Source organism: Mycobacterium sp. SMC-16, from assembly GCF_046250085.1.
Classification (GTDB): Bacteria; Actinomycetota; Actinomycetes; order Mycobacteriales; family Mycobacteriaceae; genus Mycobacterium; species Mycobacterium phocaicum.
This window is the reverse complement of sequence record NZ_CP176427.1, coordinates 5,717,355-5,733,575: the sequence shown is the minus strand read 5'-3', so window position 1 is coordinate 5,733,575 and position 16,221 is coordinate 5,717,355. Positions and strand designations below refer to the sequence as shown.

Here is a 16,221-nt window from a genome sequence, read left to right as displayed (position 1 = left end):
GAGCTGCGGTTCTAAGGGTGGATCCCGGCGCCCGCCCACGGCCTGATGAGGCAAATTTTGACGCGTATGCTATTTTGCCCGGACCTCGGCTGCAAGTCGCGTCACAGTCTCTGTCGGGCGGTGGACGATTCAGCAATCCGGGTGCGGGGCGGTCGGTGTCGTCCAAAGTGTTTGCCGTTAGCGTACCGGCCATTAACCGGAGCGGCAGGACACGGCAACCGCCCACGCTGCATGTGGAGCGCCCCGGCCCGCCGCCCGGTGACCTGGCGAAATCGCCTACTTCTTTGCTGTTAACCCACTGTTGGGTCAGGCGGCAAGCAGCATCGCCAGAATGGCGGTATCGGGGTGGCTGATGGGATCGACGCCGACCCTGCTGACCATCGAGGTGATGGTGCCGTCCGCCTCGGCTTCGACCCAGGCGGCCCGGTGATCGAGGCCAAGGTAAGGCAGCCCCGGTAAGAGGAGGCAGCCCGACGCGGCACCCCGGCACTCCGGGAGCGACGGGGTCGTCTCGGCGGGCGGATGGAGCATCAACAGCGCCGTCGGCTGGTGGTCGGCGAAGTATCCGGGTGTCACCGCCTCTTCGCCAACAACGGGCCCTTCGGCGAGAACGAGACCGACCGTGCCGGGCTGTGGATGTTCTGGCAGTTCCTCGCGCGTACCGAAGACGGTGGTTGTTGCCAGCAACCCGGGCAGTGACGCGACCCGGACGGCGCCCATCAGTAGCTGAGCCCATTCCTTGGTGGAATCCGGCCACCGGCCCGACACCACGAACCCCTTCAATGCGCCGCCGGAATGAAACGGTGCAATCTCGACTGCTTGCCCAGACCTCTCCATGGCTGCCCTCCGGTACCTCGATCAGCAATCTGTCGATACGGCAGTGGATCGCTGATTCCAGGGTGCGGCAGTGGCGCGTTAGCACGCAAGATGGCCCGAGTGCCAGAAGTGTCACGTGAGCTGAATGTGGCTTCCGGCTCGCGCGGTGGGCGCATCGGTGATACGAGAACGGGGCGCCGCGCAGAAGCGCGACGCCCCGTTACCCGGAAAGCGCGAGATCAGCCGAAGATCAGACCGTTGGTCTTGGTGGTCGCCGCGGCGAAGCGCTCCTGGACGTCGGCCCAGTTGACGACGTTCCAGAAAGCCTTGACGTAGTCCGCCTTGACGTTCTTGTACTGCAGGTAGAAGGCGTGCTCCCACATGTCGACCTGCAGCAGCGGGATGATGCCGAGCGGCACGTTGGCCTGCTGGTCGTACAGCTGGAAGGTCAGCAGCCGGCCGCCGAGGCTGTCGTAGCCCAGCACCGCCCAACCCGAGCCCTGCAGGCCGTTGGCGGCGGCGGTGAACTGCGCGCGGAACTTGTCGAACGAGCCGAACTGGTCGTCGATGGCCTGCGCCAGCTCGCCGGTCGGCTTGTCGCCACCGTTGGGGGACAGGTTCTTCCACCAGATCGAGTGGTTGACGTGGCCGCCGAGGTGGAAGGCCAGGTTCTTCTCGTTCAGGAAGATCGCGGCGTGGTCGTCGCCGGCCCGCGCCTCTTCAAGCTTGGCCACCGCATCGTTGACGCCCTTGACGTAGGCCGCGTGGTGCTTGCTGTGGTGGATTTCGTTGATCTGACCGGAGATGTGCGGCTCCAGGGCGCCGTAGTCGTAGTCCAGTTCCGGCAGGGTGTACTCAGCCACAGGATTCCTTCCTTAGATGATCGCGTGCGGGATCAACGACCCTAGTTGGGGTTCGTCCACAGATCCGAGACCACATTGCTCCATCCCTGCGCGCACCGCAAGGACACCCCGTCAACGGCGGTGTGATCTGTGCCTGTTGGGCCTTTAGACCAGAACGATCAGAACGAGCACGACGAGCAGGAACAACGCGATGATGCCGGCGCGGACGCACGCGACGAGTTGGCTGTGGGTGCGCGACGGGAACGCGGAATGCCACTCCGGCGATGCGCCCGATCCCGGACGCAACGGATGTGCCGCCATTGCATACTCCCTGACCTGCCAGAACAATCCTTAGTTCCCGATCTCGAGCGGAGTGAGGATTGTCACAACCCGATGTTGTGACGCCGATCATAACCGTTTGCCAGCGGGACGGGGAAATCGGGCTCCATCGGCCGCGGGTCGGATCCGCGGCCCCAGAATTACTTAGCTCGGCAAGCTTTTTCGCTCACGCCGCGTGTCGCCCTGTTGATCAACGAGGACCAATGGCCCCTTGTTTATCCCCAGTCAATTATGCGTTGGGCACGCTGTGGCCGGTACGGCCGTCATCGGCCCGCGCCCGGTCCTGTGGATGAACCTGTGGAAACTGTGGATAGTTCTCCGATTGCTGTCGTGGCGTGCTGTGGTCGCGCACGCTGCCCGTGCCAGCATGTACGCATGGACGATGTGCACGTGCCACAGATTGACGTCGATCAGTTGCCCGCCGAGTTCGACTCGACGGCGGTCCTGCTCGACGTGCGAGAAGACGACGAGTGGGCCCGCGGCCATGCCGCGGGCGCGCAGCACATTCCGATGAGCGAGGTGCCCGCCCGGCTGGGGGAGATCGACGGTGATGCCGCGCTGTACGTCATCTGCCATGCCGGTGGCCGGTCGCTGAAGGTCTCGCACTACCTGGCGCGCAACGGGTTCGAGCCGATCAACGTCAACGGCGGCATGCTGGCCTGGTCCGGGGCCGGCCGCGCGATCGTCGCCGACGACGGCGCCCCCGGCGCCGTCTGACGGGCCCGTAGGCTGGTTCCGTGATCCAGGTCTGTTCCCGGTGCTCGACGCGTTGGAACGTGCGTGATCGCCAGCGCCAGTGGTGCCCGCGCTGCCGCGGTCCGCTGCTCGCGCCCGTCGCTCAGACGCCGGCCGCCGGGCAGACGAAATCGTCGCGCGGCTATCGCTGGATAGCCGTCCGGCCGGGTCCGGCACCGAAGCCGCGTCGGCACCAGCCGCCGTTGGGGCCGACCCCGCATTACGACCACATCCCGCGCTGGGGCCTGACCGAAGAGTTCGCCCAGGCGCCCGGGCAGCCCGCCGAGTCGGAGCAGACGCATCGCGGACCGTCGACCGCGGTGGTGCAGACGGTCGCGGCCATCACGATGATCGCGCTCGGCGCCGCGGCGCTGATGCACGTCGTGCGCTACATCCTGCTGCTGATCAACCGCACCGTGCTGCTCAACCCGTGGGTGGCGATCGGAGGCAGCTGGCTCGGCGTCGCGTCCAGCGTCGTCGCATTGTTCGCGGTGCTGGCGACGGCGATCGTGTTCACCAACTGGCTGATCGCCCGCCGCGCGGCGGCCTATCACCGTGCCGGCACCACCGAGCCGCGCCGCCGCTGGGTGCTGTGGGTCGGCTGCCTCGTCCCGGTGGTCAACATGTTCCTCGCGCCGGTGTTCGTCACCGAGATGGCCACGGTCGAGAACCGCATGAGCACGTTGCGCCGCCCGATCGGCATCTGGTGGGCGATCTGGGCCGTTTCGGGTCTGGTGGTCGTCTGGTCCATCGTGGGCATGTTCGCGACCGACCCGCAGGGCATCGCCGACAGCACCGAGATCACGATCATCGGGTACCTGATGGGCATGCTGTCGCTGGCGATGGTCCTGCGCGTCTACCACGCCTTCGAACGGACGCAGGCCGACGCACCCGCGCAGCGCTGGGTCGTCGTGGACGCCGAACAAGCCGAAGAATCAGGCGCCCAATCGGCGGTTCCGGTTGAGCCCACGCCGGAGGAACCGGCAGCATAGGACCATGGGCGTGGACGGCACTGGCGGGACGGACGGCACACGCAACAACTCTTTCGTGGTCGCACATCGTGGCGCATCGGCCGAGCGGCCCGAGCACACGCTGGGGGCCTACGAACTGGCCCTGAGTCAGGGCGCCGACGGCCTCGAATGCGATGTCCGGCTGACGCGGGACGGACACCTCGTGTGTGTGCACGACCGCAAGGTGGACCGCACGTCGAACGGCACCGGGTTGGTCAGTGAGATGAGCCTGGCGCAGCTGCGCGAATTGGATTACGGCGCATGGCATCCCAGCCGGGCCGACGGCGGCCAGAGTTCGGCGGGCCTACTCACCCTCGACGACCTGATCCGGCTGGCGCTCGATTGGGGCCGGCCGGTGAAGCTGTTCATCGAGACCAAGCATCCGGTGCGGTACGGCGCGCTGGTCGAGAGCAAGGTGCTCGCACTGCTGCACCGGTACGGCATCGCGGCACCGGCTTCGGCCGATCTCGCTCGCGCCGTGGTGATGTCGTTCTCGGCCGCCGCGGTGTGGCGTATCCGCCGGGCCGCACCGATGCTGCCGACGGTGCTGCTCGGCGAGACGTCTAGGTACCTGGGTGGCAGCGCGGCGACGACGGTCGGGGCGACGGCAGTGGGCCCGTCCATCACCACGCTGCGTGAGCACCCCGAACTGGTCGACCATGCGGCCGCGCACGGGCGTGCGCTCTACTGCTGGACCGTCGACCATTACGAGGATGTGCGCTACTGCGCCGATCTCGGCGTCGGGTGGGTCGCCACCAATCACCCGGGCCGGACCAAGGACTGGCTGCAGAACGGGTTGACCGGCGCGGGCCGGGACTCCGGCCAGGACGCGGAGGCCTGACGGCTAGAGGTTGCCGCCGGCGGCCTCGGGCGCGGTCGGGTCGGCGGCACCCGTGCCGGCCAGTTCGCGGGCGACGAAATCCTCGAGATTGAACAGGTTTTCGCGGGCGCGGTCGGCGATCTTCACGAGCGTGGTGATGGTTGCGACCTCTTCGACCTGTTCCTTGAGGAACCACTGCATGAACTGCTCGCCGAGGTAGTCGCCCTCCTCGCGGGCGACGCTGGCCAGGCGGCTGATCTGTTCGGTGACCACGCGTTCCTGGGTGAGCGCGAGCTTGAGGGCCTCGGTCGGGGAGGCGAAGCTGTTGCGCACCGGGTCGACGCCCGGGATCTCGACGTCGATGTCCCGGTCGAGCAGATACTTCACCAGCATCATGGCGTGATTGCGTTCTTCGACGGCCTGCGCATAGAAGTGCTTGGCGAGCTGTGGGAGGTCTTCTCCATCGAAGTAGACGGCGACGGCAATGTATTGCTGAGACGCGCCGAATTCGCTCCGAATCTGTTCTTGGAGCAGTTGGTGGAATTTCGTCTCGAGGCGCGTCACGTCGGTCATGAAAATGAAGATAGTGCAGGTCAAATGGCCTTGTCATGCAAGGTCAACCTAATTCAGGAAAGCATATCCTTACCCGCTGTGACGTATGCAATATCCATTAATTCGAATTGCTGAATACGAATAGAGGTAAGGCTTGGCTGCCGTCCGGCGGAATTACGCGGGATGCAGCCAGCCCAAATGGCGGGCGGCCAAGGCATAGCCAACGAACGCCACGGCATCGATCACGCCGTGCCCGATGATCAGCGGCCACAGCCGGCCGGTGCGCCGCCAGGTGTACCCGAACACCAGGCCCATCGCGATGTTGCCCAGTCCGGCGCCGAACCCCTGATACAGGTGATAGGTGCCGCGCAGCAGAGCCGACAGGATGAGTGACTTGGTCGCGGAGACGTCCAGCTGGCGCAGGCGCGTCAGCAGGAACCCGACGACGATGATCTCCTCGGCCCAGGCATTCGCGAACGCCATCAGCAGCAGCACCGGAATGCGCCACCAGGTGTCGCCCAGCGTGCTCGGGACGACGTCGACGCCGATGCCCAGCGCGCGGCCGGCGACGTAGAGACCGAGACCGGGCAGGCCGATCAGCGCGGCCAGTCCCAGGCCGCCCAGTAGGTCGGGGCGCCACCGGAAGCGCCCCAGGCCTATCGCCGCGGGCCGGAAGCCGCTGCGCCACAACAGGTACAGCGCAAGGAAGCCCCAACCGACCAGGGTGAAGACCGGGCTGAGATTGAGCAGGAAGTCGATGAAGTCGATCGGGGAGCGGCGGTGGTTGAGCGCCACCTTCTGCCCGGACAACCCGAGGATGACGGCCTCGGCCAGGCTGACGACGGCCGTGTAGGCCGACAGGCCGAACGTCACCGCCAGCACCACGACGATCTCGAGGCGCAGCGCGCGACGTTCGGTGTGCTCCTGCTGCGGCCCCGTCATCGCAGCTACGGTAACCGCGCCGGTCTAATGCTCTTCGCGCAAGCGGCTCATCGGCGCCCTCAGAGCTTGCGCGCGCGGAGCCCGTTGAGGAACGGGCAGCCCATCAGGATGCGGATGGCCCGGCTCAGGCTGGTGACATCGTCGACGGGCTTGGTGAACGGCAGCCGGACGTCATGGTCGCCGTCTTCGCGTTCGATGCGCAGCTGGACGCCGTAGCGGTCCAGGCCCAGCGGGCGCACGTGGCCGTGGCGCAGCGTCACCGGCAGCCGGCTGGCGAGCCGGTCGACCATGTCGCGGTGTGCGCTCTCCATGTGCTGTACCCAGTGCGACTCCATGGCGCAGAACGGATCGGGCCGGGCCGCGAGGAGCGCGCCGACGGGCACCGACTCGGCGCCGGTGGCGTCGGCCACCACGACGGACTCGATCTCGAGCCGGACCAGCGTGTGTGGGTCTTCGTGGTCAGCTCCGGCATTCACCTGGAGCAGTGCCGGGTGCGGATTCTCCGACGCGACGAGGTCGAGCATGGCCGGGACGCGTGCCGCGGGCACATCGTGCAGGCGGCCGCGGAACCAGACCAGTGAGCGCACCCGTTCGCGCAGCGGTAGGGCGGCCAGGTCGGTCAGCTCCAGCATGGCGGCGACGCCGCGCGCCCCGGCGGCCGTGACGGTGGCGGCGAGCAGGCCGGACGCCGGCACGGTCAGGACGACGGAGCCGTCGGCCAGCAGGTGGTGGACCGGCGTGGTGGTCGGCGTGACGCCGTCGGCGGCCAGCGTCGCGTCGGCGGCCCGGGCGCATGCGCTGCGGACGCGTTCTGCCGTGGTCGGTGCTGCGATTGTCGTCGTGAGGTCGCGCATGTCCCGCCTTCGCTAGTAAGTGAGGTAAGCCTAAGTTAACTAGTGGATGGTGTTGGCGCAAGGCCTCTCGAAAGGCCCGCGTCGCGGGCCTCGCCGGACCGGCAGCCAGTAGGGTTGCGACGTGGCACGCATCGCCTACCTCGGGCCGCAGGGAACCTTCACCGAAGCGGCCATGCTGCAGTTGGTCGCCGGCGACCCGGATTTCGAACCGGTCGCCTGTGACAGCTCGAGCGCGGCTGTGGAAGCCGTCCGGGTGGGGTCCGCGGACTACGCGTGCGTGCCGATCGAGAACTCCATCGAGGGCTCGGTGCTGCCGACCATGGACAGCTTGTCGTCCGGCAGCGGGGTGCAGATTTTCGCCGAGCACACGCTCGACGTCGCGTTCAGCATCGTCGTCCGGCCGGGCGTCACCGCCGATGCGGTGTCGACCATCGCGGCGTTCCCGGTGGCCGCGGCCCAGGTGCGCCGCTGGCTGGCCGTACAGCTGCCCCACGCCACCCTCGTGCCCGCGATCTCCAATGCCGGTGCGGCGCAGCAGGTTTCCGAAGGTCTGGTGGACGCCGGCGTCAGTACCGCGCTCGCGGCGGTACGGTGGGAACTGGACTCATTGGCCGACGGTGTGGTCGACGAGCCCAACGCCAGAACACGTTTCGTGCTCGTCGGCCGTCCCGGCCCGCCGCCGCCGCGCACCGGCGCCGACCGGACGTCCGTCGTGCTGCGGTTGCGCAACGAACCGGGTGCCCTGGTGTCTGCGATGACGGAGTTCTCGATCCGGGACATCGACCTGACCCGTATCGAATCTCGGCCCACGAGAACGGAATTGGGTACCTATATCTTCTTCTTGGATTGTGTCGGACACATCGACGACGCGCCGGTCGCCGAGGCGCTGAAGGCGTTGCACCGGCGGGTGGCCGACGTGCGGTACCTGGGGTCATGGCCGACCGGGGTGGCTGCCGGTGCGGCGCCGCCGGTCACCGATGAGGCGGCGCAGTGGTTGGCGGGGTTGAGAGAGGGGCAACGCGGATGAGTGGCCGTTTGGTTCTGGTGCGACACGGCCAGTCGGAGGCGAACGTCGCCAAACGGCTGGACACCCGGCCGCCGGGGGCGTCGCTGACCCAGCTCGGTCGCCAACAGGCTCGCGATTTCGGAATCGACTGGGCGCATCCCGTCGGCCTGGTGGTGCATTCGGTCGCGGCGCGTGCACAGCAGACCGCCGCCGAGATCGCCGACGGGCTCGGCCTCGATCCGGTCGAGGCACACGGTATCCACGAGGTGCAGGTCGGCGACCTGGAAGACCGCAGCGATACGGATGCCATCGAGCAGTTCGACGCCATCTACGAGGACTGGCAGCGGGGCAAGCTGGATGTCGCGATGCCGGGCGGCGAGACCGGCCGCGAGGTGCTGGACCGGTATGTGCCGGTGCTGACGAACCTGCGGGTGCGCAGCCTCGATGATCACGACTGGGCCGGCGACATCGTCGTGGTCAGTCACGGTGCGGCGATCCGGCTGGTCGCCGCCCACTTGGCCGGTGTGGACGCCGATTTCGCGTTGGAACATCATCTGCTCAACGCCGAATGCGTCGTGCTCAGCCCGATCACCGACGGACGGTGGAGTTGCGTGCAGTGGGGCGTGAAGACGCCGCCATTCTACCCGGGCCATGACCCGCTGGCGCGGCCGGCGCCCGATCCGATGGCCTGACTATCCCGCGGCGCGCAGACCCATCGCGGGTTCTGCGCAGCCACACCCGACCACGTCGCAGTCGATGCGCAGGGTGTGTTCGGATTCGGGCAGCGCGCACGTCTCGTCGGTGCATTCGGCCGGCAGGCCGACGTGCACGATGACCGTGCCGTGGCAGTGCGCCAGCCCATCCACGCAATTGCGGCAGGTGGTGCTCATGAACTCTGTTGTAGCACCGCGGGCCGACAATGCCGCGCTGCCGCGCGGCTCAGCCCCAGCCCAACTCGTGCAGCCGCTCGTCGTCGATCCCGAAGTGGTGGGCGATCTCGTGGATCACGGTGATGGCGACCTCGTCGACAACCTGCTCTTCGGAGTCGCACATGTCGAGCAGGGCGTCGCGGTAGATCGTGATGGTGTCGGGCAGCGCGCCCGCGTAGAAGGAATCGCGCTCGGTCAGCGCGACGCCTTCGTACAGCCCGAGGATGTCGGGATCGTCCGGGTTCCGCGGCTGCACCAGCACCACGACATTGTCGAGCGCCGCGGCGAGCCGGGGCGGGATCAGGTCGAGCGCGTCGGACACCAGTTCCTCGAACCGCTGTCGGCCCATGCGTACCGGCATGGGCTAGGGCGCGGGCGCCGGCACCACCGGTCCGGGCGGCGCACCCCCGCCCACGGGTCCGGCGGGCGGCGGCGCGGGCGCCTCCTCGAGCGGCGGGCCGTCGAGCGGCGCGCCGGCTCCGGGCGGCGGCGCGGGCGCGGGCGGCGGACCGTTGAGGAACGTGTTGCCCTGCTGCTGTTGCGGGGTACCGGGAGTGTTGCCGTTCGCGTTCTGGTTCGACGTGTCGGTCTGGCCCGGCATGTGCTGGTTGCCCTGTGGCGACTGTGAGGTCTGCTGGCTGCGCTGGTTCTGGCTCGACTGACCGGACTGCGAACCCTGCGACGACGATGACGACGATGACGATGACGATGACGACGAGCCCTGTGACGACGTGTCCACCGGCGGCTCGACGACCGGGATGGGCGGCAGGTTCAGTCGTTCCTCCGGGATGGCCGGCGGCGCGACGGGCGATTGCCCGTTGATCAGCAAGGGACCCTTGGCGCTGTTGACCAGCGTCGACCAGCCGCCGTTGCCGAGCGAGGAACCGATGCTGCACGACACCTGCCGGCTGCCGGCGGTCCAGCTGGGCAGCGCGATGGAGCTGTAGATCAGCGTCAGCGTGGTGGCGCGCAGCTGCACCGGGGCCAGGTACTCGTCGGTGGCCCTGGTGCAGTTGTCCTTGATGTACGCCAGCTGGTCGGGTTCGGCAGGCATGACGTCGTGGTACTTGTCGGCCAGGTTCACCGCGCCGGTGACCTCCATGGCGTGCGGCGCCGAGCAGTCGACCGGGATGTCGATTGGCTGGTTGGTCGCCGGGTCGATGCCGAGGCAGGTGCCGGCCGGCCACACCTTGGACTGGTCGACGTCCGCGACCTTGCCCTTGTAGGCCAGCTGCTGACTGTTGGGGCCGAGCAGCTGCAGGCCGCACAGCATGCGGCGCTGCCCCTTGGTCTTCCAGGCCTTGTCGCCCGACCAGACCAGACTGACCGCGAACTTGCCGTTCGGATCGAAGCGCGGGCCGAGGTAGTCGCGCGCCGCGTTCTGGCACTGCTCCTGGCTGATCTGCTTGATCCGGGCGTCCGACGGCGGCGCGGCGTCGGGGCCGTATTCACTGCCCGGGAACGTCCGCATGTCCAGGGATTCGGCCACCTCGAAGCGGTGTTCGTTCTTGCAGTCGACGATCTCGACGGCGTCCGGCGAGCGGTCCGGCCAGTTGAGGCACTCGCCGGGCTTGGCGTGGTCGAGGGTGTCGCTGACGCGGCCGGCGTTGACGCGGCCGGTGTTGAAGCCGAGCCCGGTCGGGCCCAGCGAGCCGTCCGGGATGACGGTGAGGACACCGGCGATGAGCAGTCCGCCGAGCGCGGTGAGGACGAGCGCGCGCTGCGTCCCGGTGGCATGCATGCCGTGCATGCGCTGCCGCCAGGTGGTCGTCGTCTTCGGCGCGTCTGCGGGCGTGTCCAGGCCCTGTTCGACTGCCGGGGGTGCGTCCAACATCGGTTCCATTGTGACAGCCGCCGTAGGAGCTGTGACAAGAGTTGCAGTTGTACCGTTATGTGGTTGTGGCCGGGCCCCGCTACGGGCCCTCGACATTCCACGGTCCCGGCGAGAAAAGTAGTCTGACGCCCGTGATCGACCTCAAGTTGCTCCGCGAAGATCCGGACCGGGTACGGGCATCGCAACGGTCCCGTGGCGAAGACCCGGCCCTTGTCGATGCGTTGCTCGACGCTGACGCGGCCCGGCGGGCCGCCATCGCCGAGGCCGACACCGCCCGGGCCAACCAGAAGGCGGCGAGCAAGCTCGTCGGCGCGGCCTCGCCGGAGGAGCGGCCCGCACTGCTGGAGAAGGCCAAGGAACTGTCCGAGGCGGTCAAGTCCGCCGAAGCTCGTGCGGGCACGGCCGAAGAGAGGTTCACCGCCGCGCACATGGCGATCGGCAACGTCATCATCGACGGCGTGCCCGCCGGTGGCGAGAGTGATTTCGAGGTGCTCGATGTGATCGGCACACCGACCACCATCGAGGCTCCGAAGGACCACCTGGAACTCGGCGAGGCGCTGGGCCTGCTCGACATGGAGCGCGGCGCCAAGGTGTCGGGCTCGCGGTTCTACTTCCTGACGGGCCAGGGCGCCCTGCTGCAGCTCGGCCTGCTCCAGCTGGCCGTACGGCTGGCCACCGAGAACGGGTTCACGCTGATGATCCCGCCGGTGCTCGTGCGCCCGGAAGTCATGCGCGGCACCGGATTCCTGGGTGCGCACGCCGACGAGATCTACCGCCTCGAAGCCGATGATCTGTACCTCGTCGGAACGTCGGAGGTGCCGCTGGCCGGCTACCACTCCGACGAAATCCTGGACCTGTCCGAAGGCCCGCTGCGGTACGCCGGCTGGTCGTCGTGCTTCCGCCGCGAAGCCGGCAGCTACGGCAAGGACACCCGCGGCATCATCCGGGTGCACCAGTTCGACAAGGTCGAGGCCTTCATCTACTGCAAGCCCGAGGACGCCGAGGTCGAGCACCAGAAGCTGCTCTCCTGGCAGCGTCAGATGCTCGCCATGATCGAGGTGCCCTACCGCGTGATCGACGTCGCCGCAGGCGATCTCGGTTCGTCGGCGGCCCGCAAGTACGACTGCGAGGCCTGGGTGCCGACGCAGCAGGCGTACCGCGAGCTGACGTCGACCTCCAACTGCACGACGTTCCAGGCCCGGCGCCTCTCGACCCGCTACCGCGACGAGAACGGCAAGCCGCAGACGGCGGCGACCCTCAACGGCACGCTCGCCACGACCCGCTGGCTGGTCGCGATCCTGGAGAACCACCAGCAGCCCGACGGCAGCGTCCGGGTACCCGACGCACTCGTGCCGTACGTCGGCACCTCGGTGTTACAGCCCAAGTAGGAACCACGTCGGCGGGGGCATGACGGTGGCACAACCGGTGCGGGTGACGGTGCTCGGTCCGGTGCGCGCGTGGGTCGGTGACGATCCGGTGGACCTGGGCGCGCGCATGCAGCGGGCGCTGCTGGCCCGGTTGGTGGCCGCGCGCGGGCACACGGTGTCCGTCGACCGGCTCATCCACGATCTGTGGGAAGGCGAACCGCCGCCCAAGGCGCTGTCCGCGCTGCAGGTCTACGTCTCGCATCTGCGCCGCGTGCTCGAACCCGGCCGGCAGCGCCGGGCGCCGGCCCGCATCCTGGTCAGCGCCGCGCCCGGATACTGCCTGCGGCTGCCGGACGACGCCGTCGACTCCTGGTCCTTCGAAGCGAAAGTGGCTGCGGCGCAGGATGAATCAGATCCGTTGCGGCGTGCGCAGTTGCTCGACGGCGCGCTCGCCGGCTGGGCCGGCGAGCCGTTCGCGGGAGCCGGTGACGCCTTGTGGGCGGTGCCGGAGGTCTCGCGGCTGACCGAACTCCGGTTGGCCGCGGTGGAAAGTCACGCCGCCGCGCACGTCGAGCTCGGGCGCTACGGCACCGCCGTCGCGGCGCTGGAAGGACACGTCGCCGCGCATCCGGGGCGGGAAGGCGCGGCCGCGGTCCTGGCGACCGCGCTCTACCGCACGGGTCGGCAGGCCGACGCGCTCGAGGTGCTCCGCCGCACTCGCGAGCACCTGATCGACGAGTTGGGGCTGGAGCCGGGCCGCGCCCTGCGCGATCTCGAGCGCGACATCCTGCGTCAGGCCGACCATCTGGAACCGTCACGGCCCGTGCCGCTCCCGTCGACCGCGGTCCCGGACGCCGCGCCGCGCGAGCGCACCGGGCAGGCGGCATACGGCCGCGCCGAGGAGCTCGCGACCATCGACGCCGTGGCGCGCCGCGTCGCCGCCGGCGCCAGTGCGGTGCTGTGGGTCGGCGGTGAGGCGGGCTCCGGCAAGACCACACTGGCGGCGACCGCCGCGGCCCGGCTGCGCGCGGCCGGCTGGCGGACCGTGCACGGCCGGTGTCAGGAAGTCCACGGCGCGCCGGCGGGGTGGGCGTGGACCGAGGTGCTCCGCGAGCTGGTCGATGCGACGGATCAGGACCGGCAGGCGCTGGCCCCGCTGCTGCACGACGACGCCGCCACCGACCAGGGCACGTTCTGGCTGGGGCAGGCGGTCGCCGATGCGTTGAACGCCGTCGCCGACCGGCAGCCCCTTGCGGTCATCCTCGACGACCTGCACCGTACCGACGGCCTCACGCTGGAGCTGCTGCGCCTCGTCGCCGACCGGATTCAGGACCGTCGCGTGCTGGTCATCGCGACTTACCGCCCGTCGGAGGATCGCGGCGAACTCGAGGTGGCGCGGGCCGCGCTGACGGTCCACACGTCAGCGCACCTGATCCTGGGCGGCCTGGACGCGGCGGCCACCGCCGCCGTCGCCGCCGACTGCGGCCTGACGACCAGCGGCGAGGCGCTGCGCCTGCTGCGCGAACGGACCGGCGGCAACCCGCTGTTCGTGCGGGAACTGGCCCGGCTGATGGCCGCCGAGGGGCCCGACGCGGTATGGGCATCGGTGCCGGTGGGCGTGCGTGACGTGCTGCGGCGCCGGCTGGCCCGGTTGCCCGGTCCCACGGTGACCGCGCTACGCCAGGCCGCGGTGCTGGGCCGCGACATCGACGTAGACCTGCTGGCCGAGCTGGGCCGCAGTGACCCCGACGATCTGCTCGACGCCCTGGAACCGGCCGTGCTGCTGGGCCTGCTCGACGAGCCGACGCCCGGCCGGCTGCAGTTCGCGCACGGTCTGGTCCGCGACACCCTGTACGAGGACACCTCGAAACTGCGCCGGTCCCGGTTGCATGCCGCGGCGCTGGAGCTGCTGCGCGCACCGGGCCGCTCGGTCGACCCGGCTGCGCTGGCCTACCACGCCGTCGCCTCCGCGACCGCGGAAACCGCTTCGGCGGCAGCCGATTTCGCCACCACCGCGGCTCGCGACGCGAGTTCGGTCGGGGCCCACGCCGAAGCCGCCCGGCAGTGGCGGGCCGCGGTCCAGATGCTCGAACTCGCCGCCAGCCGGCAGCTGGCGCCGAGCGTGGCGATGCTGGATCAGGACATCGAGGTTCGCTGCGGCCTGATCGCCGCGCTCGCGCAGTCCGGCGACGCCGTCACCGCGCGCAGTGAGATGAAGTGCGCGCTGCAGCTGGTGTCGGGCCGGTCGCGCGATGACCTGGTGGTGCGCATCCTCACCGCGTGGGACACCCCGCTGGTGTGGCGTGACCGCGAGTACGACGAATCCGACGGCCAGATGATCGGGCTGCTGCGGCACGTGCTGGCCGGCGACGTTTCCGCGGCGGACCGGATCCGGCTGCTCAAGGCGCTCTACGTGGAACTCGAGGGCAACGACCCGGACGGCGCGCTGGCTGCCAGCACCGAGATGCTCGCGCTGGCGCGTCAGGTGTACGCCGACGATCCCGGGGCGGGCCGCCTGTTGTGCACCGCGCTCAACGTGCACGCGTTCTGCGCCCTCGGACCGGACCTCGACGCCGAGCGCGACGCGCTCGCCGCCGAACTGCTGCAGGCCGCCGAAGCCGCCGAACAGGCCGACTATCAGGCGGTGGCGCACTGGTTGCTGTCGCTGGCCGCCGGCAACCGCTCCGACCTGGCGACGGCGAAGCGCCACGTCGATCTCGCGGTGGCGCGCGCGAGCACGGGCCAGCTGGTCCACCTGCTCGGCGTGCTCGGCCTGTTCCAGGCCCGGATGTACCTGCTCGCCGGCCGGCTCGACGAGGCGGTGAGCGCATACACCGACCTGGCCGCGCGGATGGCCGAGAACGGCGCCGCCAATGGCGCGAAGCTGGCGATGGTCGGCCGGGTGACGGGTGAGTTCGGCCTCGGCGACCTGGGCACGCTGGCCGACGAGCTGGTGTTCTTCTACCGCGAGATTTCGGTCGCCGCGTTGGACGCGGCGGTGCTGGCTCTGTTCGCCCGGGGCCGCGAGGCCGAGGCCCGGGCGCTGTGGCCGGACCGCAAACCGATCGAGCGGGCCTATTTCTGGGTGCCGTTCACGGTGTTGCGGGTCAATGCCGCCGTGGCGATGGGTGACCTCGACGAGGTACGGGACCGCGCGGCCGAACTGGAGCGCTACTCCGGCAGCATCGCCGGGCTCGGGGTCGACGGGCTGATGGTCGGCCCCGTCGACGACGCGCTGGCCGCGGCCGCCGACGCACTGGGCCGGCCTGACGACGCCCGCCGGTACCGCAAGGCCGCCGAGACGCTGCGGGCGCGGCTCGCGGCCGAGGCGCGGAGCTTCATCGACTGACGGACTACGTCGGCTGGCCCGCCAGGGCCTCGAGCCGGCTCTCCGCGAGGTCGCCGAAGACGGTGCGCATCACGCGCCGGTGCCGGAACATCAGCACCGCGAGGAAGGCGCGCAGCCCGATGCTCAACTTGCCTGCCATCGAGGCGCGCTCGTCGTCGGTCATCACCGCGAGCGAGCGCGGGCCGTCGAACGACATCCGGCTGCCGGCGCGGGCGGCCGCCTCGACTTCCTCCCAGTCGTCCACCGACACGTGCTCGGTGATGAGGGGGAACAGGTCGAGTTCCTCGTCGTTGATGTGCTCGGTCAGCAGCGCGGTGAGTTCGGCCAGTTCGAACGCCATCAGGAACGCGACCTTGCGGTCACCGTTGGACAGCCGGAACGCCGCGGCGCGGGCCCGCAGCTGATCCAGGCGCGGGTCGAGCGCCGCGTGGTCGTCGGTGAGTTCGCTCAGATCGAGGTGGGCGCCGACGCTGGCCTGGATGACCGGCCACAGCACGGTGTCCTCGGTGCTGTGGTGGTGATGGATCGAGTCGCACAGCAGCTCGATGTACTGCGAGATGGCGCGCGCCCGGGCGGGCGTGCAGATGACGTCGCGGTCGCGCACGGCCTTGGCGAGCTCGGTGAGCCGGACCAGGTCGACGAGCATGGCGCGGTGCGCCAGCGTGATGCCCAGGAGGTCGGGCTCGGGTTCGCCAGGCCGGCGGGGTGCGACGGTGACGGGGCGGACGGAGGTGGGCACGGCAGACTCCTCGTGATCGGTTGTGCACAGCCTGGTGCCCGTGACTTAAGCGCGACTTGGTTGTGGCTTGTCGGTGCTGGTCACGAC

General features: G+C 69.4%; 17 protein-coding genes. 7 read left to right on the top strand and 10 right to left on the bottom strand.

Features of this window, described 5'->3' with window-relative positions; genetic code table 11:
• Nucleotides 1-306: 306 nt before the first annotated feature.
• The 3 genes from ACJEIK_RS27875 to ACJEIK_RS27865 all read right to left on the bottom strand — a co-directional run bounded on the left by ACJEIK_RS27875 (nucleotide 307) and on the right by ACJEIK_RS27865 (nucleotide 1,979).
• Nucleotides 307-837 (bottom strand): peptidase, encoded by a 531-nt coding sequence (locus ACJEIK_RS27875; protein ID WP_409430682.1) that lies wholly within the window; start codon nucleotides 835-837, stop codon nucleotides 307-309.
• A 218-nt stretch (nucleotides 838-1,055) separates the two neighbouring features.
• Entirely contained in the window at nucleotides 1,056-1,679 is a 624-nt protein-coding gene (locus tag ACJEIK_RS27870) for a superoxide dismutase (RefSeq protein WP_043402473.1), read from the bottom strand.
• 144 nt (nucleotides 1,680-1,823) lie between these two features.
• Nucleotides 1,824-1,979 (bottom strand): hypothetical protein, encoded by a 156-nt coding sequence (locus ACJEIK_RS27865; protein ID WP_020099574.1) that lies wholly within the window; start codon nucleotides 1,977-1,979, stop codon nucleotides 1,824-1,826.
• A 393-nt stretch (nucleotides 1,980-2,372) separates the two neighbouring features.
• On the opposite strand from ACJEIK_RS27865, the gene ACJEIK_RS27860 reads away from it, so the two are divergent.
• The 3 genes from ACJEIK_RS27860 to ACJEIK_RS27850 are packed head-to-tail and all read left to right on the top strand — an operon-like array spanning nucleotide 2,373 to nucleotide 4,583.
• Nucleotides 2,373-2,714, top strand: a complete 342-nt coding sequence (locus ACJEIK_RS27860; protein ID WP_409430681.1) for a rhodanese-like domain-containing protein — start codon at nucleotides 2,373-2,375, stop codon at nucleotides 2,712-2,714.
• Nucleotides 2,715-2,773: 59 nt separating this feature from the next.
• Nucleotides 2,774-3,724 (top strand): DUF4328 domain-containing protein, encoded by a 951-nt coding sequence (locus tag ACJEIK_RS27855; RefSeq protein WP_409430680.1) that lies wholly within the window; start codon nucleotides 2,774-2,776, stop codon nucleotides 3,722-3,724.
• A 4-nt stretch (nucleotides 3,725-3,728) separates the two neighbouring features.
• Complete coding sequence (locus ACJEIK_RS27850) at nucleotides 3,729-4,583, top strand: glycerophosphodiester phosphodiesterase (RefSeq protein ID WP_061006647.1); 855 nt, start codon at nucleotides 3,729-3,731, stop codon at nucleotides 4,581-4,583.
• Nucleotides 4,584-4,586: 3 nt separating this feature from the next.
• On the opposite strand, the gene ACJEIK_RS27845 is transcribed toward ACJEIK_RS27850, so the two are convergent.
• From ACJEIK_RS27845 to ACJEIK_RS27835, 3 genes are all read right to left on the bottom strand, one after another.
• The gene (locus ACJEIK_RS27845) at nucleotides 4,587-5,135 is read right to left on the bottom strand and encodes a ferritin (protein ID WP_061006648.1); all 549 of its coding nucleotides are present in this window, start codon (nucleotides 5,133-5,135) and stop codon (nucleotides 4,587-4,589) included.
• A 153-nt stretch (nucleotides 5,136-5,288) separates the two neighbouring features.
• On the bottom strand, nucleotides 5,289-6,056 hold the full coding sequence (locus ACJEIK_RS27840; RefSeq protein WP_409430679.1) for a CPBP family intramembrane glutamic endopeptidase: 768 nt from the start codon (nucleotides 6,054-6,056) through the stop codon (nucleotides 5,289-5,291).
• Between the two features lie 59 nt (nucleotides 6,057-6,115).
• A complete protein-coding gene (locus tag ACJEIK_RS27835) occupies nucleotides 6,116-6,910 on the bottom strand; it encodes a DUF2470 domain-containing protein (protein WP_133426197.1) in 795 nt (264 codons plus the stop codon).
• Between the two features lie 121 nt (nucleotides 6,911-7,031).
• Between ACJEIK_RS27835 and pheA the strand changes: the two genes are divergently transcribed.
• On the top strand, nucleotides 7,032-7,937 hold the full coding sequence (gene pheA, locus ACJEIK_RS27830) for a prephenate dehydratase (protein WP_409430678.1): 906 nt from the start codon (nucleotides 7,032-7,034) through the stop codon (nucleotides 7,935-7,937).
• Entirely contained in the window at nucleotides 7,934-8,608 is a 675-nt protein-coding gene (locus ACJEIK_RS27825; protein WP_409430677.1) for a histidine phosphatase family protein, read from the top strand. The genes pheA and ACJEIK_RS27825 overlap by 4 nt, the downstream gene beginning before the upstream one ends.
• Here ACJEIK_RS27825 and ACJEIK_RS27820 read toward each other — a convergent pair whose 3' ends face one another.
• From ACJEIK_RS27820 to ACJEIK_RS27810, 3 genes are read right to left on the bottom strand one after another with little or no spacing between them, the layout of a single operon-like run.
• The gene (locus ACJEIK_RS27820) at nucleotides 8,609-8,806 is read right to left on the bottom strand and encodes a hypothetical protein (protein WP_061006653.1); all 198 of its coding nucleotides are present in this window, start codon (nucleotides 8,804-8,806) and stop codon (nucleotides 8,609-8,611) included.
• A 49-nt stretch (nucleotides 8,807-8,855) separates the two neighbouring features.
• Complete coding sequence (locus ACJEIK_RS27815; RefSeq protein ID WP_064861169.1) at nucleotides 8,856-9,206, bottom strand: metallopeptidase family protein; 351 nt, start codon at nucleotides 9,204-9,206, stop codon at nucleotides 8,856-8,858.
• Nucleotides 9,207-9,209: 3 nt separating this feature from the next.
• Nucleotides 9,210-10,688 (bottom strand): septum formation family protein, encoded by a 1,479-nt coding sequence (locus ACJEIK_RS27810; RefSeq protein WP_409430676.1) that lies wholly within the window; start codon nucleotides 10,686-10,688, stop codon nucleotides 9,210-9,212.
• Nucleotides 10,689-10,810: 122 nt separating this feature from the next.
• Here ACJEIK_RS27810 and serS point away from each other — a divergent pair, with 122 nt between their 5' ends.
• Nucleotides 10,811-12,067, top strand: coding sequence for a serine--tRNA ligase (serS, locus tag ACJEIK_RS27805; RefSeq protein WP_138251119.1), 1,257 nt, complete (start codon nucleotides 10,811-10,813; stop codon nucleotides 12,065-12,067).
• A gap of 19 nt (nucleotides 12,068-12,086) precedes the next feature.
• Nucleotides 12,087-15,395, top strand: a complete 3,309-nt coding sequence (locus tag ACJEIK_RS27800; RefSeq protein ID WP_409430675.1) for a BTAD domain-containing putative transcriptional regulator — start codon at nucleotides 12,087-12,089, stop codon at nucleotides 15,393-15,395.
• A gap of 4 nt (nucleotides 15,396-15,399) precedes the next feature.
• Here ACJEIK_RS27800 and ACJEIK_RS27795 read toward each other — a convergent pair whose 3' ends face one another.
• The gene (locus ACJEIK_RS27795; protein ID WP_409430674.1) at nucleotides 15,400-16,134 is read right to left on the bottom strand and encodes a hemerythrin domain-containing protein; all 735 of its coding nucleotides are present in this window, start codon (nucleotides 16,132-16,134) and stop codon (nucleotides 15,400-15,402) included.
• Nucleotides 16,135-16,221 lie beyond the last annotated feature (87 nt).

Coding starts and splice junctions, on each gene's coding strand:
- ACJEIK_RS27850 (WP_061006647.1), top strand. CDS start 3,729: ATGGGCGTGGACGGCACTGGCGGGACGGACGGCACACGCAACAACTCT.
- ACJEIK_RS27820 (WP_061006653.1), bottom strand. CDS start 8,806: ATGAGCACCACCTGCCGCAATTGCGTGGATGGGCTGGCGCACTGCCAC.
- ACJEIK_RS27815 (WP_064861169.1), bottom strand. CDS start 9,206: ATGCCGGTACGCATGGGCCGACAGCGGTTCGAGGAACTGGTGTCCGAC.
- ACJEIK_RS27840 (WP_409430679.1), bottom strand. CDS start 6,056: ATGACGGGGCCGCAGCAGGAGCACACCGAACGTCGCGCGCTGCGCCTC.
- ACJEIK_RS27875 (WP_409430682.1), bottom strand. CDS start 837: ATGGAGAGGTCTGGGCAAGCAGTCGAGATTGCACCGTTTCATTCCGGC.
- ACJEIK_RS27860 (WP_409430681.1), top strand. CDS start 2,373: ATGGACGATGTGCACGTGCCACAGATTGACGTCGATCAGTTGCCCGCC.
- ACJEIK_RS27865 (WP_020099574.1), bottom strand. CDS start 1,979: ATGGCGGCACATCCGTTGCGTCCGGGATCGGGCGCATCGCCGGAGTGG.
- ACJEIK_RS27845 (WP_061006648.1), bottom strand. CDS start 5,135: ATGACCGACGTGACGCGCCTCGAGACGAAATTCCACCAACTGCTCCAA.
- ACJEIK_RS27835 (WP_133426197.1), bottom strand. CDS start 6,910: ATGCGCGACCTCACGACGACAATCGCAGCACCGACCACGGCAGAACGC.
- ACJEIK_RS27825 (WP_409430677.1), top strand. CDS start 7,934: ATGAGTGGCCGTTTGGTTCTGGTGCGACACGGCCAGTCGGAGGCGAAC.
- ACJEIK_RS27810 (WP_409430676.1), bottom strand. CDS start 10,688: ATGGAACCGATGTTGGACGCACCCCCGGCAGTCGAACAGGGCCTGGAC.
- ACJEIK_RS27800 (WP_409430675.1), top strand. CDS start 12,087: ATGACGGTGGCACAACCGGTGCGGGTGACGGTGCTCGGTCCGGTGCGC.